Source organism: Telluria sp. GW821-FHT07G12, assembly GCF_059418525.1.
The window spans coordinates 25,840-44,737 of sequence record NZ_JBWKQA010000002.1 but is presented as its reverse complement, the minus strand read 5'-3'; the positions used below and the strand labels follow the sequence as shown (position 1 = coordinate 44,737).

Here is an 18,898-nt window from a genome sequence, read left to right as displayed (position 1 = left end):
TCATCAGCGTTCCAGCAGCAATCGTGTTTCGTTCGCATCCACGGCTTCGCCCATCGCTTCGAGCCGCGGCAGCCATGGTTCGAGCAGCTTTCCGGCGTCTTCCAGGCGCCCTTGCGCCAGCCATAGCCTTGCCAGGCTGTTGCTCGCGCGCAGACCCCAGGCGTGGGCCCGCTGCTGGCGTGCCAGCGCCAGCGCTTCCATGAACGCGGCTTCCGCCGCGGCCGCGTCGCCGGCGGCGGCGCCGCGCAGCAGCAGTTCGCCCTGGATACGCAGCAATTCGGGACCGTTCCAGCCGACCATGCCGCGGCGCCAGCGTTCCAGCGCTTTCTCCTGGTAGCCCCAGGCGCCGAAGGTCACCAGATGATCCAGCAGCTTGGCGTCCGGGGCGTCAGGCAGGCGCGTAACGAAGACGGGCGGCAGGGCGCGCAAGGCCATCACCTGCTGCAGGTCGTTCAGCCAGGGACCCCAGTATTTCTGCGGATGTTCGGCAAGATGGGATTCGAGCTCCAGCAGCAGCGAGCGCGCGAGGCCGTCGTCGCCGCGCCACAAGGCCACCGGCAGCGCGGCCAGGCACAGCGCCTGGGAGAGCGCTGCCGGAAAGCGCGCAGCCCGGGCATGGCGCAAGCATTCGGCAGCCAGCTCGCTCGCCCGCGCGCCCTGTCCCTGCATCCAGAACACGCGGGTCATGACGATCTGCATCGACAGGCGCCGCGACAGCCAGCCACTGAGCCGCAAGGGTACGCGCTGGTCGTCGTGGTACAGCAGCGAGGATGCGTATTCCGCCGCGACCTCATGCTCGCCGCCGTAATGCGATGCCAGGGCCCGCAACCGCCTGGCGTGCAGCATCTCGGCGGGACCGCAACGGCGCGCCGCTTCTTCGCTGCGCCGGGAAAGCGGACCGCACAAGTGGTAGTTCCCCCGTCCGAAGTTATGGGCGTGCAGCTGATAGAGCGCCTCGAGCCGGACGCCCTCGTCGGTCCCCTGCTCGGCGATCTGGTGCAGGCGGTCGAGCGCCGGCTTGTCGCCGTCGGCCGCCGAAATGTAGTGGAACACGCTGAAGATGCGGACTTCGTGCATCGGGTCGGCTGGCGTACCCGCCAGGATCGCGTCCAGCGCCTGCCTGGCGCGCATGCGGTATTCATTCTCGCCGAGATACAGGGCCATCGGATGAAAATCGGTCGCCAGCAAAGCGATGCCGATCGACGCATCGCCCTCGGGACCGAAGCACCATTCGAGGGCTGCGCGGAAATTCCCGGCCTCGGAGGCATAGCTGAGGTAAGACTGCTGCGGCAAGCTTTCCGTCCATTCGGCCGCGCGGCGCTTGACCAGGTCGACCATGTAGCCGGCATGGCGCCGGTGCACTTCGTTCCGGCGTGGGTCGCGGTCCAACTGCTCGAGGGCGTAGGCGCGGGTGATCTCGAGCAGGCTGTAACGCGGCGGCGTGTCCGCCAGGTCCACGCGGACCAGCGACTTGGCGACCAGATCGAGCAGGGAATCGCGCACCAGCGCGGCCGGCAGCTGCGGGTCGGCGATCACGGCGTTGGCCGCCTCGAGCGAAAAGCCGCCCTTGAACACGCCGCAGCGGCGCAGCACTTCCTGTTGCGGCCGGGCCAGCAGGTCGTAGCTCCAGTCCAGCAAGGCGCGCAGGGTCCGGTGCCGCGGCAGGGCCGTGCGGCGCCCGCTGCCGAGCAGGCGCAGGCGGTCGTCGAGCTGCACGCAGACACCCTGCAGGCCGAGCAGCCCGATGCGGGAGGCGGCAAATTCGATGGCCAGCGGCACCCCATCCAGGCGCCGGCACAGCGCCGCCGCAAGGTGGACGTTGTCGCTGTCGATCGTGAAGTCATCCAGGCTCGCCATGGCGCGCTCGGCCAGCAGCTCGACCGCCGAAAAGCCGAGTGCGCGCGTGCTGTCGATCGCCAGCCCATCGGGCGGCGCGTCGAGCGGCTGGATCCGGTGCACCCACTCGCCTTCGGCATCGAGGGGCTCGCGCGAAGTCGTCAGGATCACCAGGCCGGGTGCGCGCTTGAGCAGGCGTTCCACGAGTCCCGCCACTTCGTCCAGCAGATGCTCGCAATTATCCAGGACCAGCAGCAGGCGGCGCGAGCGCAGCCAGCTCTCGAGCTCACCCATCTGGGATTCCTGCGACATCGATATGCCAAGGGCCGAAACGACAGCTTCGACCACGTGGTCCGAGGCGATCAGCGGCGCCAGGTCGACGAAACAGGCGCCGCCGGCGAACTGCTGCTGCACCTGGGCCGCGACGGCCAGGGCCAGCGATGTCTTGCCGATGCCGCCATGGCCGACGATGCTCACCAGCCGGCGAAGGGCCAGTTCGGAGGACAGGACGCGGACACTAGCCTCCCTCCCGATCAGGCGGGTCAGGCAGGTCGGCAGATTGTTGATCCTTTCCGACTGGACCGGAGCCGCCGCGGCGCCGGGCGCTTCCATGCCGCTGCGCGACACCGTGGCGACAAAACTGTAACCGCGCCCCGGGATATTGGCGATGTAACGAGCGCCGCCGACGCCGTCGCCGAGTGCGCGCCGCACGGCCGCCACATGGACCCGCAGGCTGCTGTCCTCGACCACGGAGTATGGCCATACCTGGGCTTCGAGCTCGCCGCGGCTCAAGATCTCACCCGGCCGCGACACCAGGGCCAGCAGCAGGGCCAGCGCACGGCCGCCGAGCCTTATTTCCTCGTCCCCGCGATACAGCCGCAAGCCGTCGGCCTGCAGGCGGAAAGGACCGAAGGCCAGCATGGCCGCCTGGCTGGCTTCGAGCACCTGGTTGCCGGGAGCGTTCATGCTGTCGTTCATCCCAGAACATCCATCAAGCTTCGGGCGGCGCGCAGGTCAGCCGTCGCCTCGCCTTCGCGGCAGCACGCCAGCGCCGGTTCGAGCGTGGCGCGCGCCGCCGCCTGCTCGCCCCGGCGCTGGTACAGAAGCGCGAGACTGGTGGCGCTGCGCAGCGACCACGCCGCCGCGCCCTGCTGCCGCGCCACATCCAGGGACCGGCGCAACAGCATTTCCGCGGCGCCGGCAAGCTGCGGCGCATCCGAAGCGAGGCGGTGGAGCGCCTGCGCGCGCAACAACTCGGGCAGGCACCATGCGACCAGGCCCGCCTCGCAGCGCTCGACCGCCTCCTCGCTCAGCAGTCTGGTGGAAAAGGTGACGAGGTGGTCGCGGCACTTGGCAAGGAATTCGCGCCTGTCGCCGAAGGAAGGGAGGTCTTGCGGCTGCGCGGCGCCATCGATCACCGCAAGCGCGTCCTCGAAACGCTGCGCCCATTCGATCCAGAAGCCCATGCCGTGCGCCTCCGCGCGGCCGCGCAGGCGCCGCACCAGGGCGGCCGCGTGCGCAGTTTCGCCGCGCCACAGCGCGACCGGCACCGCGGCCATGGACAGCACCTGGCACATTGCCGAGGGGCGGTCACTCTCCGACGCCGCCAGCGCTTCCTCGCACATCGCGAGCGCCTGGTCCGCCGCACCCTGCATCCACAGCAGGCGCGCCAGAATGATGCGGCAGGAGGTGCCGACCTGCACCGGCGACGGCTGGTAGGCCAGCGGAATGCGCATGCCGCCGTTGGCCAGGGCCAGAGCAGTGCAGCGCCGGGCTTCCTCGTGCCGTCCCATGAAGTGCAGCGATTGCGCCATCGTGCGCTGCCCGATGAGTTCCAGATAAGGATCGGCTTCCACTCGGGCGGCGCGCGCGATACGCCTGGCGTTCGCCAGCGAACGCGGATAGTCGCCGCGCAAAAAAGGGGAGCCCCAGATGGCGATCAGCGAGGCCCCCTGCAGCATCGGCAAACCCGAATCCCGTGCCAGCTTGACGACCCACTCGGCCCTGGACATGCGCTTCATCTGTCCGGGCGCGGACAGGCCGGGCCCGTCGGCGCTGACGAAATTGAGGCGCAGCAGCACCGCGGCGGGAACGTCCGACAGCGGCTCGACGGCCCGGATCGCATGCTGGACACGCTCGTGGAACTCGCGCGCGAGCCCGATCTGGTCGCCCAGCGAAAAACCGATGCCGGCCAGCTGAGCGCCCAGCAGGGGCTGCCGTCCGGGCCCCAGCGCCCAGTCGATCGCAGCAAGAATATCGTCGACCCAGGGCCGGTACAGGTCGACCCAGGCGCGCCAGCCCAGCGTCATCCAGTCGCGCTCCAGGGTTTCCATCAGCTGGCACAGCCAGCGTAGATGACGCTCCTGCACCCTGGCCAGCTCGCCGCCGGCAGCCAGTTTGTCGAACGCATATTCCCGGGTCAGATCCAGCAGGCGGTGGCGATGGGCGCTGCCCTCCCCCGCTGCGCTCACCAGGGATTTGCTGGCCAGCCCGATGACGGTATCGAGCACGCAGTCGGGATCGACGTCCGCGAAGGCAGCCACCACGCCGGCCGCTTCGAGCGTGAAGCCGCCGCGGAACACGGACAAGGCGCGCAGGACCTGCTGCTCGTGCGGCGCCAGCGCGTCGTAGCTCCAGTCCAGCATGCTGGACAGCGTGCGATGCCGGCCACCGGGATGCGCCGGGCCGGCGGGCGCTTCCAGCAACCACTTCGAGGTCTGCGAGGCAAGTGCGCCCAGGCCCAGTGAGCGCACCAGCGACGCAGCCAGTTCGAGCGCCAGCGGCACCCCTTCCACCGCCCGGCAGATCGAGCAGACCAGCGCGGCATTGCGGCTGTCGAGCACGAAGCCGGCGCCATGATCGTCGGTGGCCCGCGCCACGAACAGCTGGACCGACGGACAAGCCGCCGCGGCCGCAGCATCCTGCGCCATGGCGTCCTCCGGCAGGCCGATCGGTCCGAGCCGCAGGATCCGTTCGCCTTGCGCAAGCAGCGGTTCGCGGCTGGTGCACAGGATGTCGACCCCGCAGGCGGCGCGCAGCACCGACTCGCAGGCTTCGGCAGCGACCCCGGTGTGATGCTCGCAGCAATCGAAGATGACCAGCATGCGCCGGCCGTGCAGGAAGGCGCCGAGCTGGGCCAGGCCCTCGCGCGTCAGGCGTGCGATGCCCAGCGCCGCGCCCAGGGCGCCGGCCAGCTCGCGGCCTTCGGACAGTGCGGCCAGGTCGATGAAGCGCACCCCATCCGGATACAGGTCCGCGCAGCGCGCCGCCACCGCCCGCACGAGCGTGGTCTTGCCGATCCCGCCCGGTCCGGCGACGGTGACGAAGCGATGGGCCTGCAACAGCTCCGCCACCCGGGCCAGCTCATTGGCCCGTCCAAGCAGCCGGCCGTCGCGCGCCCTGGTCCGTACCAGGCGGTAGCCCTGGCCCGGCTGGCTGGCGACGTAGCCGGCCAGCGGCGAGCAGCGCGCAAGGGCATCGTTCAGCCTTGCCATGCACATCCACAGCTTCGCGGCGCCATCCTGGCGCGCCAGGACCGCCGGATCGAGCGTGGCCCCGGCCGCGGAGAGAAGGGCCTGCAGAACCGCGAAGGCGTCGGCATCGAGGTCGATCCGCATTCCGCCGAACCAGGCTTCGCCACGCGCCTGGTCGAGCGTGAAACCGGTGTCGTGGGTGGAGACGGGCATGCGCGTGTCCTCCCTCAGGCCAGCAGCGCGAGCGCGGCACGGCAATCGGCAGTATCGAGTCCCTCGGTAAAGCGGCCCAGCGTGTCCTCCAGCAGGCGCCGTCCTTCCGCCGCGCGCGGGGTGCCGCGCCAGCTCCGCAACAGGCTGCAGGCGATGCGCAGTTCCCAGCCCAGCGCCTGCTGCTTGCGGGCCAGGTCGAGCGCGCGCAGGAACAAGGCGCACGCGGCGTCGTGCGCGCTTGCGCCCTGGCGCAGCAACTGCTCGCCGCGCACGCGCCAGACTTCGGCTGCGCACCAGTCGATCTCGCCTGCCTCGGCCCGTTCCCACGTGGCCTCGCACAGCATGCCGCCGCAGGTGGCCAGCATGTCCTGCGCGATCGGCGCCAGGGCGTCCGGACAAGCCGCCGCGGCCTCGGCTCCCTGCGCGCTGCCGACGATCGCCGCCGCCCAGGTCCGCGCCCATTCCTGCCAGTACGGGCCGACCCCGGCCTCGCCCAGGGAGGCCAGGCGCGCTGCCAGGAGCGCGGCATGGGCATGCTCGCCGCGCCACAGCGCCACCGGCAGGGCCATCACCACCAGCGTCTGGCATTGCGCCAGCGAATGGCATCGCTCGGCGAAAGCGAGTGCTTCATGGGCAAGCTGCGCGGCCAGCTCGGGCTTGCCGCGGATCCAGGCGATGCGTGCGAGGTGCCAGCGCGAGGTGACCGCGGCCGGCACAGGGATCGACACAGCCCCGACCGCCAACTGCGGCGCCGGCTCGAGCGCGCGGCGGCAGAGCGCCTCCGCCGCCGCATGCTCGCCGCGGAAAAAGCGCACGGCCGATTCATGGCGGTCCGCCAGCACGGCGTAGGCGGCGTCCGCTTCCTGCTCCGCCAGCGCCCGCAGGCCGCGCACCACCTCCAGCATCAGGCTGGTGTCGCCCATGACGAAGGTGGCGGCGCCCATGGCGACCAGGGCCTGGCTGCGCAAGACCGGCGCTTCGACGGCTGACAGCAGGGCCTGGAGGCGCACGACGATCTCGCGCAGCTGCTCGCATTCGGCATGGCTGTAGGCGCCGGCGATGGCAAACGCCGTATACGCCGCCAGCGCGCCCTCGGGCGCGAGCCCGGGACCGCCGCACCCGTCGAGCGCCTGCATCAGGCGGCGCGGGAAATCATCGGGCATGCCCAGGAAGCGCAAGGTATGGATCAGGTTCGGCGTCATCGCGATGCCGAGCGCCGGATCGCCCTGCGCACCATAGGCCCAGGCGAGCGCCGCGCGGACGTCGTCGAAGGCACGGCCATGGGCGCCAATCCAGGGCAGCGCAGACTGCGCGGCCACCGCGGCCGGGCTCTGCGCGAGCAGCGCCGCCACGTGCCTCGCGTGCCGCCGCGCCAGCACCGTCCTGTCCTCCTCGTCCAGCTTGCCGAAACCGTAGGTCCGCGTCAGCAGAAGTTGCCGGTAGAGGGCGGTGCTGCCCTCCATCCGGCGCGCCAACAGCGATTTCGCCGCCAAGCTTTCGATGCAGCGCACGACCGCTTCCCGGTCGACGGCGCCGAATGCGCAGACGTCGCGCGCGGCCTCGATGCTGAACTCGGCCTGGAAGATCGCGCTGCGGCTCAGGACCGCGCGCTCGTCCTCGTCCAGCATCTCGTAGCTCCACGCGAGGGTCGCCTCCATGGTGCGATGGCGCGGGAGCGCCGTGCGGCGCGCGCGCGTGAGCAGGCCCAGCAGGTCGCCAAGGCTGGCGGCCAGGGCGGCCGGGCCGAGCGCCTCGACGCGGGCGGCGGCCAGCTCGATCGCCAGCGGGATGCCGTCCAGGCAGCGGCACAGCCGGCAGACGTCGGCCACCCTGCTTTCGTCGAGCACGAAACGATCGTCCTTGGCTTTGGCCCGTTCCGCGAACAGTTCGATGGCGGGATACGTCAGGGCTTCGCGCGGGTCTGCGGGATCGTCCTCGGGCGTGGCCAGGCTGCCCAGCCAGTGGACCCGCTCCCCCTGAACGTCGAGCGGTTCGCGGGTGCTCACCAGCATGTGGATGCCGGGCGCCTGGCGGAGCAAGGCGCTGGCCAGCGCCGCGGCGCCCTCGACCGCCCGGTCGCAATTGTCGAGCACCAGCAACAGCCGGCGCCGGCCCAGGCTCGCGCACAAGGCTGCACGGCGCCCCGCGGCCGGCAGCCGCACGCCCGCCGCGTCGGCCACGGCATCCACGACGCAATCGGCTTCCGTGACGGAGGCCAGGTCGGCAACCAGGACGCCGTCCGCGAACTGCGCCCTGCCCGCTTCCGCGACGGCCAATGCCAGCACCGTCTTGCCGATGCCGCCGGGACCGGCGATCGACAGCAGGCGCGTGCGCACGCACTGCTCGTGCAGGGCGCGCAAATCGTTCGCGCGGCCGATCAGCCGCGGACCCGTGTCAGCGGCCGGGGGCGCGGCGGGCGGGCCGGCCAAGCGCGTCACCGTGCCGACAAAGCTGTAGCCGCAGCCGGGGATGTTCTCGATGTAGCGCGCGCCGTCACGCCCGTCGCCGAGGGCCCGGCGCAAGGCCGACATGTGCACCCGCAAGCTGGTCTCCTCGACGATCGAGCGCGGCCAGACCCGGGCTTCGAGCTGCTCCCGCGTGCGCAGCTGGCCGGCGCTTTCGACCAGGTCGACCAGCAGGTCGAAGGCGCGGCTGCCCAGGCGCACCGCCTGGTCGCCCTTCAGCAACTGCTGGCTGGCGCGGTGCAGGGCGAAGGGGCCGAATACCAGTACGGCGGATTCGGCGTGCGCATTCGCGTTCGGGTTTTCCAGGGTCATGGTCACGGCAGCTTGCTGGCAATCGACGATACAACGCCGATCTTAGTAGGCCTGCCGGACGACCGGGTGTGAAAAGATGTGAATCAGATATCCTGCAGCAGCAGCCGGGCCTCGGCGGCGTCCGCGCTGCCGCCCATTGCGCCGAGGCGATCCTGCCAGGGGCCGAGCAGGTCGGGAATCCGGCCCCGGCTTTCCTGCATCCTGTGCAGCCGCGCCAGGCTGTTCACGACGCGCAGCGCCCAGCCGTGCGCCTGCTGCTTCTCGGCCAGCGCCAGCGCCTCGGTGAAGACCGCGTGGGCCGCCCGATAGCCTGCCGGGCCTTGCCGGCGGAGCAGCAGTTCGCCTTCGATCCGCAACAATTCGGGCCCGTTCCAGCCCACGAAACCCCGGCGCCACCGCTCCATGGCCTGTTCGTGATGCATCCAGACGCCAAAGCTCACCAGGTGGTCGAGCAGCTTGGCGTCGGCCGGACCCGGCAGCGGCGCGCCCAGGCCTCCGCTATGCGCGCCCATGGCGACCAGTTCATGCAGATGCCGGGCCCAAATCATCCAGTAGGGCTGGGGACACTGTTCGAGGTGGGCGTCGAGCAGCTGCAACAGGCTGCGCACGGCCATTTCGTCGCCCTGCCAGAACGCCACCGGAATTGCCCCGAGGCAGAGCGCCTGCGAGAGCGCCGCCGGGAAGCGGGCATCGCCGGCACTGCGCACGCATTCGGTCGCCAGCGTCATGGCGCGCTCGCCCTGCCCCTGGATCCACAAGATGCGCGACATCAGGATCTGCATCGACAGTCGCCGCGACAGCCACGCCGCCAGCCGCAGGGGCACCGGCTGGTCGTCCTCATACAGGATAGTCGACGCATACTCGGCGGCGTCCGCGTGCTCGCCGTGGTAGTGGGATGCCAGGGCTCGAAGGCGCTTGGCGTGCATGATTTCGGGGGCGCCGCAGCGGCTGGCGACTTCTTCGCTGCGCCTGGAATACATATCGGCCAAGTGGTAATCGCCGCCGCCGAAGCTGTAGGTCTGCAAGTGATAGAGCGCCTCGAGCTGGGCGCCGGCGTCCTGCTCCTGCTCCGCCAGCGCCAGCATCGGCTGCGGCATGGTCACCGCGGCGCCGGGCGACACATAGCGGAACATGCTGAAGATGCGCATCTGGTGAATCGGGTCCGCCTGCGCACCCGCTTCAATTGCGTCCAGGGCCTGCCTGGCGCGCATGCGGAATTCGCTTTCGCCGAGCAGCAGCGTCATCGGATACAGCACCGTGGCCAAGAGTTCGATGCCGATCGCCGCATCGCCTTCGCCACTGAAGCACCAGTCCAGTGCGGCCCTGAAGTTGCCGATGTCGGCCGAGAACGAAAAGAACCACTGGTGCGTCGACATCTTCTCGAAGTCGAGAACACCCTGCCGTACCAGGCCGGCCATGTAGCGCGCGTGGCGGTGGAACATTTCCTTGCCGATGGGATCGGCCCCGAGCTGCTCGAGCGCATAGGCGCGCGTGATCTCGAGCAGGCTGTAGGTGGGCGGCGAGTGCGCCAGCTCCACCCGGACCAGGGATTTGCTGACCAGGTCCAGCAGGCACTCGCGCACCACGGCGGCGGGCAAGGCCTCGTCGGCGATCACCGCGTTGGCCGCCTCCAGCGAGAAACCGGCCTTGAACACGCCGCAGCGGCGCAGCACTTCCTGCTGGGACTGAGACAGCAGGTGGTAGCTCCAGTCCAGCAGGGCGCGCAGCGTACGATGCCGCGGCAGGGCCGTGCGCCGGCCACTGCCCAGCAGGCGCAAGCGGTCGTCGAGCTGAACGCAAACGCCCTGCAAACCCAGCAGGCCGATGCGCGAGGCGGCGAACTCGATCGCCAGCGGCACGCCGTCCAGGCGCCGGCACAAGGCCGCCGCCAGGTGCACGTTGCCGGCATCGATTTCGAAGGTGTCCAGGCTGGCGGCGGCCCGCTCGGCCAGCAGCTCGACGGCCGAGAAGCCGAGCGCGACGGCGCTGTCGATGGGCGGGCCATCGGGCGGCGTTTCGAGCGGCTGCAGCCGGTGGACCCACTCTCCTTCGGCGTCGAGCGGCTCGCGCGAAGTGGTCAGGATCACCAGCCCGGGGGCGCGCCTGAGCACTCGTTCGACCAGCGCAGCCACCGCGTCCAGCAGGTGCTCGCAGTTGTCGAGGACCAGCAGGAGGCGGCGCGGGCGCAGCCAGTTTTCGAGCTCGCTCATGTTCGATTCCGAGGGCAGCGGCAATCCCAGGGCCGAAGCGACGGACTCGATCACGTGGCTGGGCGCAGTCAGGGGCGCGAGGTCGACAAAACAGACACCGGCGGGATAATGCTCGCGGACCTGCGCCGCCACCGCCAGGGCCAGCGAGGTCTTGCCGATGCCGCCATGGCCGACGATGCTGACCAGCCGGCGCTGCGCCAGCTCCACGCACAGGCTGGCGACGATCGCGTCGCGGCCGATCAGGCGCGTCAGGCTGATCGGCAGGTTGTTCACGCCGTCGAGCACGGACGGCACAGGCTCGGGCGCCTCGCTTCCCACGCGGGCCACCGGCGCCACGAAGCTGTAGCCCCGTCCCGGCACGTTGGCGATATAGCGGGCGCCGTCGATGCCATCGCCCAGCGCCCGCCGCAAGGCTGCCACATGCACCCGCAAGCTGCTGTCTTCGACGATCGAGTAGGGCCAGACCTGCGCCTCCAGCTCGCTGCGGCTCAGGACTTCACCGGGCCGCGACACCAGGGCCATCAGCAGATCGAGCGCGCGGCCGCCGAGCCGCACTTCTTCATCCCTGCGGCACAAGCGCAGCGGATCGGTGTGCAAGCGGTAAGGGCCGAAAGCGAGGGCCGAGGCGGGCTGCGCGGGCGCCGGGCTGGATGGCGGGTCCGCGATGCCGGCATCGTCGCCCTGTCTGGAGTCATCGGCGGTCATGGTCTTGCAGCCTGGAAGCAGTCTTTCACCTTTATTCGTCGTGCATGTATTGTCGCGGCGGCGGCATTGTACTGCCAGTGAACCCTTGTTAATTCGACATTCACACATATTCACACGGCCATGTGACCTGACAATGTCATCTGCATGTAATCGATATCATTTTCCTAAGCTAATTCATGATATTTACATGGTCAAGGCTTTTCGTACCTGAAAATGTCGCCGTAAGCCCGCGCCCTGGCTTCGCCGAGCACGTGGTCCACGAAGACCCTCACCTTGGCCGGCAACAGCCTGCGGCTCGAATAATAGATCGATAGCGGCCGCGTTTCCGCATGCCAGTCGGGCAACACGCGCACCAGTTCCCCGCTGTGCAGCAGAGGCAGCGCGTGCGGCAGCGGCAGCATGGCGATGCCGAGCCCGCAGGCGGCCGCCCTGGCCAGCGCCTCGGGATCGTCCAGCACCGCCACCGGCCGCACATTGGCGACGACTTCGCCGCCGTCCCGGTTCTTGAGTACCCAGGGCGCCAGGCGGCCGGTCGCGAGCGAGCGCCGCAGCAGGCCCTTGTGGCGCGCCAGGTCCGCCGGCTCGGCGGGCGCCGCATGCTTCGCCAGATAGGAAGGCGCGGCGGCCAGCACGATGTGCACGTGCGCGAGCTCGCGCGCGATCAGTCCTTCGGTCAGTTCGATGCCGCCGCCGATGGCGACATCGAAGCCTTCGGCGATCAGGTCGACCTGGCGGTTATCGAAATGCAGGTCCGGCACGATGTCCGGATAGCGCTCCATGAAGCTGTCCAGCATGGTCACGAAATAGGTCCGGCCCACGGCCGGAGCCATGGCCACTTTCAAGGTTCCCGCCGGCTTGCCGGCGCCCTGCTGCAACTCCTCCAGCGCGTTGCCGATCTCGCTCCAGGGCATGCGCACCTGGCTGTACAGGCGCTCGCCCTCCTCCGTCAGGCTCAGGCTGCGTGTACTGCGCTGGAACAGGCGCACGCCGAGGCCGGCCTCGAGCCGGGCCACGCTCTTGCTGACGGCGGCCGGTGTGATGCCGAGGCGGCGCGCGGCCGCCGAGAAGCTGTGCTCGTCGGCGGAGGCGACGAAAGCGTCGAGGTGGGTGGTGAGTTCGTTTTGCATGCGCCGATTTTATACCATTGGTTGAAACTGTAGTTTCGGATTGATGACTACCGCGACTACCTGCGTCGGAAGATACTGTCCTTACCGTTTCTCAACCACCCCGAAAGGACATCATCATGAACACCACCAAACTCAATGGCAGAGTCGCCTTCATCAACGGCGGTTCGCGCGGCATCGGCGCCGCCACCGCCCGCCGCCTGGCAAGCGAAGGCGCCACCGTCGCCATCGGCTACGCCGCATCGGCCATCGCCGCCGAAGCCCTGGTCGCGGAAATCGAAGCGCGCGGCGGCAAGGCCATCGCACTCAAGGCCGACGCCTCGGACGCGGTGGCCCTGACCCGCGCCATCGACAGCGTGGCCGAGCGCTTCGGCCGCCTGGACATCCTGGTCAACAGCGCTGGCGTCCTGCTGCTCGGCCCCGTCGACCAGTTCTCGCTCGAGGACTTCGACAAGACCGTGGCTGTGAACGTGCGCGGCGTGTTCGTCGCATCGAAGGCTGCGGCGGCCCACATGGCTGAAGGCGGCCGCATCATCAACATCAGCAGCACCAATGCCGAACGCATGCCCTTTGCCGGCGGCGCCGTGTACGCGATGAGCAAGTCCGCCCTCACCGGCCTGGTAAAGGGCATGGCGCGCGACCTCGGCGCCCGCGGCATCACCATCAACAACGTCAATCCGGGTCCGATCGATACCGACATGAATCCAGCCGACAGCGACTTCGCCCTTGGGCTGCACGGCCTGATGGCGCTGCCGCGCCATGGCAAGGCGGATGAAGTGGCCGGCATGGTGGCCTATCTGGCGAGCGCGGAATCGGCCTTCGTGACCGGCGCCGACCTGCTGATCGACGGCGGCTTCGCGGCCTGATCCCGCGCGGTGTTGCGTTTTCGCCCGTGGCCGGCCTGCGGGCGTCAACGAGAAAAAATCGGTGTCCCTATACTGGCCGCAAGCGATCCCGGAGGAGGGACATCATGTACAGCACCATCGACACCGAACACAAAGCGACCATGCTGTCGCGGGCCGGGCTCGACGCCCTGGCCCCGCAGCATCTGGGCAGGCAAGGCAACGCCGCGGTCCTGATCGTCAATCTCCTGCACTTCAGGAATATCAACTACGCACTCGGCCACGATCTTGGGGACGCGCTGCTGGCCGAGGCCCAGGTGCGCCTGCAAGGCGTACTGCCGCCGCAAGCACTGGCCGCGCGGGTCGGCTCGCGTTTTCCGGTGCTGCTGCCCGGGTTCGCGCTGCGCCAGGTGCTTGAATTCGCCGGCGCGGTGCGCGCCGCCTTCGAACGTCCCCTGCAGGCGCTTGGCTTCCGCTGCGAACTGGGGGTCCATATCGGCATCGCCCTCGCCCCCCTGCATGGCGACGTGTATTCGGTCCTGCTGCGCAAGGCGGACGTGGCGCTGTACCAGGCCCAGGATCTCGGGATCTCGGTCGGCGTCTACGATCCGCGCCGCGACCCGCACACGCCGGAGCGCCTGTCCCTCCTCGGCGAACTACGTTCGGCGGCCGAGCGCGGCGACCTGAAGCTGTATTGCCAGCCCAAGATCGACATGCGCAGCGGCGAGCTGGCCGGCGCCGAAGCGCTCGTACGCTGGCATCACCCCGAGCGCGGCATGATCCTGCCGACCGAATTCGTGCCGCTGCTCGAATCGACGGACCTGATCATGCTGCTGACGGAGCACATGCTGCGCGCCAGCGCGCGCCAGTCGGCGGCATGGGCGTCGCAAGGCCTGGACATTCCGCTCGCCGTCAACCTGTCGACGCGCGACGTGTCGGCCCTGCGCCTGTCCGCACTGCTGCCGGCGATCCTGCGCAGCGAACATATCGAGAGCCATACGCTAGGCCTGGAAGTCACCGAAGGCGCCCTGATGCGCAACCCGGCGGACAGCATCGCCGAGCTGCGGCGCCTGCGGGCGCTCGGCTTCGAACTGCATGTGGACGATTTCGGCACCGGCTTTTCTTCGCTGGCCTACCTGGCCGAGCTGCCGGTGCAGGTCATCAAGATCGACCATGGCTTCACCAGCCGCATGATGCACGACCGGCGCGCCGCCAGCATCGTGCGCGCCACCATCGCGCTGGCCCACGATCTCGGACTCAAGGTCGTCGCCGAGGGAACGGCCGACCGCGCCATCTGGGACATGCTCCAGGCGCTGGATTGCGACATCGCCCAAGGCTATTTCGTCGCGCGCCCTTTCCCCGCCATCCAGATGGCCGCCTGGTTGCACGCATCCGCTTACCAGTCGAGGCAGGCAGCCTGACCCGACATTCGCCACCACCTGAAGGAGTACGTCATGCATCAAACTTTGATCGGCAAGATTGCATTCATCAACGGCGGTTCGCGCGGCATCGGCGCGGCCATTGCAAGGCGCCTTGCGCGCGAGGGCGCCACGGTCGCCTTCAGCTATCAGAACTCAGCGGATGCCGCCGAAGCTTTGGCAACCGAAATCCGCGACGCCGGCGGCGCCGCCATCGCCATCAAGGCCGATGCGTCGGATTCGCGCGCGCTGCAGCTCGCGATCGACGGCGTGGCGGAGCGTTTCGGCCGGCTCGACATCCTCGTCAACAGCGCCGGCGTCTTCCTGACCGGGCAGATCGACGAATTCTCGCTCGCCGATTTCGACAAGACGGTGTCCGTGAACGTGCGCGCGGTGTTCGTCGCCGCCAAGGCGGCGGCAAGCCACATGCGCGAGGGCGGCCGCATCATCAATATCAGCAGCGCCAACGCCGATCGCATGCCCTTTGCCGGCGGCGCGGTATACGCGATGAGCAAATCGGCGCTGACCGGTCTGGTCAAAGGATTGGCGCGCGACCTGGGTGGCCGCGGCATCACAGTCAACAATGTACTGCCGGGTCCCACCGACACCGACATGAACCCGGCCGGAACCGACTTCGCCGCCTCGCTGCACGACCTGATGGCCCTGCCCCGCCACGGCACGCCGGAGGAAGTAGCTGCCATGGCCGCCTGGGTAGCCGGTCCGGAAGCCTCCTTCGTCACCGGCGCCGACCTGCCGGTGGACGGCGGCTTCGCGGCCTGAGGCGAAAGGAGAACGTCATGCATCTGCCTTCGCTTCCCCTGCGTGCCGCCGGACTCCTGCTCGCCGCAGCAGCCGCCGGTTCCACCCTGTCCGGCTGCGGCGCCAGCGACGCGGCTCCGCTTCCCGTGAGCGCCACGCCGGCGCCGCAACTTGCCGGCATCACCGCCGTGCTGGTGCATGGCGCCTGGGCCGACGGCTCGAGCTGGGCGCAGGTGACGCCGCTATTGCAGGCCAAAGGCGTCGACGTCGTCGCGGTCCAGTTGCACCTGACGTCGCTGGCCGAAGACGCGGCGACCGTCCGCCGCGCCCTGGAAGGCCGCACCGGCAAGATGCTGCTGGTCGGCCACTCCTACGGCGGCGCCGTGATTACCGAAGCCGGCGTCGATCCGAAAGTCGGCGCCCTGGTCTATGTGGCGGCGTTCGCGCCGGGCGACGGCGAGTCCGTCAACGACCTGGTCAGCCCTTATCCGCCGGCGCCCTGGACCGCCGGCATCGTCCCGGATTCGGCGGGCTACCTGAAGCTGACGGCAACGGCCTACCAGACCTATTTCGCCAGCGACCTGCCGAAGGAGCAGTCGGCCGTGCTGGCGACGGCGCAGGGCCCTACCAGCCAGGCCGTCCTGCTCGGCAAGATCACGAATGCGGCGTGGAAGACCAAACCGAGCTACTGGGTGCTGAGCGACAGCGACCAGATGATTCCCGCCGGCTTCCAGGATGCCGAGGCGGCGCGCCTCAAAGCCAGGGTCACGCCCGTCCCCGGCGGCGGCCACACGGCAATGCTGTCGCATCCGCAGGAAGTCGCCAAAGTCATCCTGGACGCCGCCGCGCGGCTTTGATCACATGAATGGAGGAAGAACCATGAAACGCTTGATGTTGATGGAATTTGCATTGGTGTTGGCGACCGGGACCGCAGGAGCGCAGAGCGGCGTCGCGCCCCTGCCGAATTACGCGAAAACGCTGCCGGAACTAAGCGCCGTGGCGCCGACCGGCGGCGTGGGCGGCTCCGGTAACGCCAAGGTGAAAGTGGTCACGATCCTCGGCGACGCCGCGAAACCAGGCCCTTACGCACAGCTGCTGGAAGTGCAGCCGCATGCGCAGATCGCAGCCCACCATCATGCCGGCGAGCGCATCGGCACGGTGCTCAAGGGGACCTGGCGCTTCGGCTACGGCGCCTCGTTCTCGGCGGCGGCCTTGAAGACCCTGCCGCCCGGGTCTGTCTATACCGAACCGTCGGGCGCAGGGCACTTCGCGATGACGGGCGACGAGCCGGTGATCGTGCTGATCACCGGTACCGGCCCGACCGACACGGTCTATGAAAATCCGGCCGACGACCCGGCTCTGAAGCACCCGTAATATGCTTACCGCACCCGACAAACTGGGCTTTGGCGAGCTGATGGGCCTCGCGCGCGACTCAATGCACGCCACGGGTAATTGCAGCTGCGGAATCGCAGCCTGTCGCGGCTGGACACGCGTCCCTCCCGATTTCCCACAGGAGCAAATGCTGAGGGTCGGTACGCTGCTGGACGATCCCTATGCCGAACCGACCTATGCAGAACTTCATCAGGGAGGAACGACCTATTGGTCACCGGATGCCCCGATCGCCATCCATTACTACCCCTACAACCGCTGCGCGATTCTGCAATGCAGCGTCTGCGGGCGAGTGTGCCTCAGTTATGTGGAAGCAGGCGGCTACTACGTCGAGCCGCGGATTCGCGCTCTCGATCCTGCAATGCTTGTCGATGCCGATCCTGTGAACTGAGGTATATCGTCCGAACCATGCAGCAATCCCCCATCCATCCAGGAGAAAAACCATGCAACAAGATCCGCTCTTTTCACCAGTCGCCGTCGGCGCCATGACACTCAAGCACCGTATCGTGATGGCGCCGATGACGCGCGCACGCAGCACTCAGCCGGGCGATGTACCGAACGCGATGAACGCCCTGTACTACGCTCAGCGCGCCTCGGCCGCGCTGATGATCACGGAAGCGGCGCAAATCTCGCCGCAAGGCAAAGGCTATTCCTTCACGCCGGGAATTTATAGCCGTGAACAGATCGCCGGCTGGCGCCTGGTGACGAATGCCGTACACCGTGAGGGTGGGCGCATCTTCCTGCAGTTGTGGCATGTTGGACGCATGTCGCATCCGGACTTCCACGATGGCGCACTCCCGGTTGCACCGTCGGCGGTGCCATTCGAAGGCAGTATCTGGAAGGTCGATGTGGGCACGGGACAAGGCGCCATGGTTGCCTGTCCGACCCCGCGCGCCCTGACCGGCGAGGAGATCGCAGCGATAATCGAGGATTTCCGGCAAGGGGCGCGCAATGCCATCGAGGCCGGTTTCGATGGTGTCGAAATACACGGCGCCAACGGCTACTTGATCGACCAGTTCCTGCGCACGACTTCCAACCGCCGTGAGGACGAGTACGGCGGCCCCCGCGAAAACCGCTTGCGCTTCCTGAAGGAGGTAGTCGGCGCGGTCGCGGATGAAGTCGGCGCGGAGCGCACGGCGATTCGCCTGGCCCCCTTCCTCACCGCACGCGGCATGGATTGCCCGGACATTTTGCCGACCGTGCTGGAGGCAGCCAGCTTCCTCCAGGCGCGCGGCATCGCCTATATGCACCTGGTCGAGGCGGACTGGGAAGACGCGCCGGTGTTCACCGATGCTTTCCGCGAGGAGATCCGCGCACGCTTCCGCCATCCCATCATCGTCGCCGGTAAATATGATAGGAGGCGCGCTGAACACATACTGGCGCAGGGCTATGCCGACCTGGTCGCCTTTGGCCGCCCCTTTGTCGCCAATCCGGATTTCCCCCGCCGTCTGGCGGAGGACCTGCCGCTGGCTGACTTCGACGGCAACTCCTTGTTTGGCGGCGGAGCGCTCGGCTACACGGATTATCCCGCCAGGCCTGCGCAATCAGCTACGCAAGCCGCTTGATCCATTTTCCTGCCCGTGGATGTCGAAGGTGGCACAGAGCCTCTTGGGCAGCAACTTGTGCCTAACGCACAACTGGACGTGCCGGATCTGGTTTTCTTAATCGGAGCCATGGGACCACCTCTTGGTGGTCCCTGGTCTTGACACGACAATGCCTCGGCCGTGGCCGTTTCGCAAAGTGGTGCACCGCCAATATCGAGGTGCGCTACCGGCTTTAAAGCAGTGCTGAAGGATCGATGTAGAGGGAAAACTGGAGGCGAGGACGGGAGTCGAACCCGTCTAGACGGCTTTGCAGGCCGCTGCATAACCGCTTTGCTACCTCGCCCGAGGAGACTTGACGATGCTGACCTGGCGGGTTATCGACCACATCAACACGGGAAGAAGGACTTCCCTGAATTCTGGAGCGGGAGAAGAGTCTCGAACTCTCGACCTCAACCTTGGCAAGGTTGCGCTCTACCAACTGAGCTACTCCCGCTTAGGAGTTACTACTTAAATACTACGGCGACGAATCACTGGAGCGGGAGAAGAGTCTCGAACTCTCGACCTCAACCTTGGCAAGGTTGCGCTCTACCAACTGAGCTACTCCCGCA

12 protein-coding genes and 3 tRNA genes are annotated in these 18,898 nt (G+C 68.3%); 7 read left to right on the top strand and 8 right to left on the bottom strand.

Annotated elements, in window-relative coordinates:
- Positions 1 to 3: 3 nt before the first annotated feature.
- The 5 genes from AC07PE_RS08490 to AC07PE_RS08470 all read right to left on the bottom strand — a co-directional run bounded on the left by AC07PE_RS08490 (position 4) and on the right by AC07PE_RS08470 (position 12,341).
- Positions 4 to 2,814: an ATP-binding protein gene (locus AC07PE_RS08490; protein WP_498763139.1), complete on the bottom strand. Its 2,811-nt coding sequence runs from the start codon at positions 2,812 to 2,814 to the stop codon at positions 4 to 6.
- A complete protein-coding gene (locus AC07PE_RS08485) occupies positions 2,811 to 5,522 on the bottom strand; it encodes an ATP-binding protein (protein WP_498763137.1) in 2,712 nt (903 codons plus the stop codon). Before AC07PE_RS08485 ends, AC07PE_RS08490 begins: the two co-directional genes overlap by 4 nt.
- Positions 5,523 to 5,536: 14 nt before the next feature.
- Positions 5,537 to 8,299, bottom strand: coding sequence for an ATP-binding protein (locus tag AC07PE_RS08480; protein ID WP_498764741.1), 2,763 nt, complete (start codon positions 8,297 to 8,299; stop codon positions 5,537 to 5,539).
- Between the two features lie 83 nt (positions 8,300 to 8,382).
- Positions 8,383 to 11,214 (bottom strand): ATP-binding protein, encoded by a 2,832-nt coding sequence (locus tag AC07PE_RS08475; RefSeq protein ID WP_498763135.1) that lies wholly within the window; start codon positions 11,212 to 11,214, stop codon positions 8,383 to 8,385.
- A 191-nt stretch (positions 11,215 to 11,405) separates the two neighbouring features.
- The gene (locus tag AC07PE_RS08470) at positions 11,406 to 12,341 is read right to left on the bottom strand and encodes a LysR family transcriptional regulator (protein WP_498763133.1); all 936 of its coding nucleotides are present in this window, start codon (positions 12,339 to 12,341) and stop codon (positions 11,406 to 11,408) included.
- Positions 12,342 to 12,457: 116 nt separating this feature from the next.
- On the opposite strand from AC07PE_RS08470, the gene AC07PE_RS08465 reads away from it, so the two are divergent.
- From AC07PE_RS08465 to AC07PE_RS08435, 7 genes are all read left to right on the top strand, one after another.
- Complete coding sequence (locus tag AC07PE_RS08465) at positions 12,458 to 13,204, top strand: SDR family oxidoreductase (protein ID WP_498763131.1); 747 nt, start codon at positions 12,458 to 12,460, stop codon at positions 13,202 to 13,204.
- A gap of 104 nt (positions 13,205 to 13,308) precedes the next feature.
- Positions 13,309 to 14,601, top strand: a complete 1,293-nt coding sequence (locus tag AC07PE_RS08460) for a putative bifunctional diguanylate cyclase/phosphodiesterase (protein WP_498763128.1) — start codon at positions 13,309 to 13,311, stop codon at positions 14,599 to 14,601.
- 33 nt (positions 14,602 to 14,634) lie between these two features.
- Positions 14,635 to 15,378, top strand: coding sequence for an SDR family oxidoreductase (locus tag AC07PE_RS08455; protein ID WP_498763126.1), 744 nt, complete (start codon positions 14,635 to 14,637; stop codon positions 15,376 to 15,378).
- A 17-nt stretch (positions 15,379 to 15,395) separates the two neighbouring features.
- Positions 15,396 to 16,214 (top strand): alpha/beta fold hydrolase, encoded by an 819-nt coding sequence (locus AC07PE_RS08450; RefSeq protein WP_498763124.1) that lies wholly within the window; start codon positions 15,396 to 15,398, stop codon positions 16,212 to 16,214.
- 22 nt (positions 16,215 to 16,236) lie between these two features.
- Positions 16,237 to 16,731: a cupin domain-containing protein gene (locus tag AC07PE_RS08445; RefSeq protein ID WP_498763122.1), complete on the top strand. Its 495-nt coding sequence runs from the start codon at positions 16,237 to 16,239 to the stop codon at positions 16,729 to 16,731.
- A 1-nt stretch (position 16,732) separates the two neighbouring features.
- Positions 16,733 to 17,137, top strand: coding sequence for a hypothetical protein (locus tag AC07PE_RS08440; RefSeq protein ID WP_498763120.1), 405 nt, complete (start codon positions 16,733 to 16,735; stop codon positions 17,135 to 17,137).
- Between the two features lie 52 nt (positions 17,138 to 17,189).
- Entirely contained in the window at positions 17,190 to 18,311 is a 1,122-nt protein-coding gene (locus AC07PE_RS08435) for an alkene reductase (protein WP_498763118.1), read from the top strand.
- 248 nt (positions 18,312 to 18,559) lie between these two features.
- Here the strand turns inward: AC07PE_RS08435 and AC07PE_RS08430 are convergent.
- The 3 genes from AC07PE_RS08430 to AC07PE_RS08420 all read right to left on the bottom strand — a co-directional run bounded on the left by AC07PE_RS08430 (position 18,560) and on the right by AC07PE_RS08420 (position 18,897).
- Positions 18,560 to 18,633 (bottom strand) — tRNA-Cys (locus AC07PE_RS08430).
- Positions 18,634 to 18,707: 74 nt separating this feature from the next.
- A tRNA-Gly gene (locus AC07PE_RS08425) sits at positions 18,708 to 18,783 on the bottom strand.
- Positions 18,784 to 18,821: 38 nt separating this feature from the next.
- Positions 18,822 to 18,897 (bottom strand) — tRNA-Gly (locus AC07PE_RS08420).
- Position 18,898: the final 1 nt, after the last annotated feature.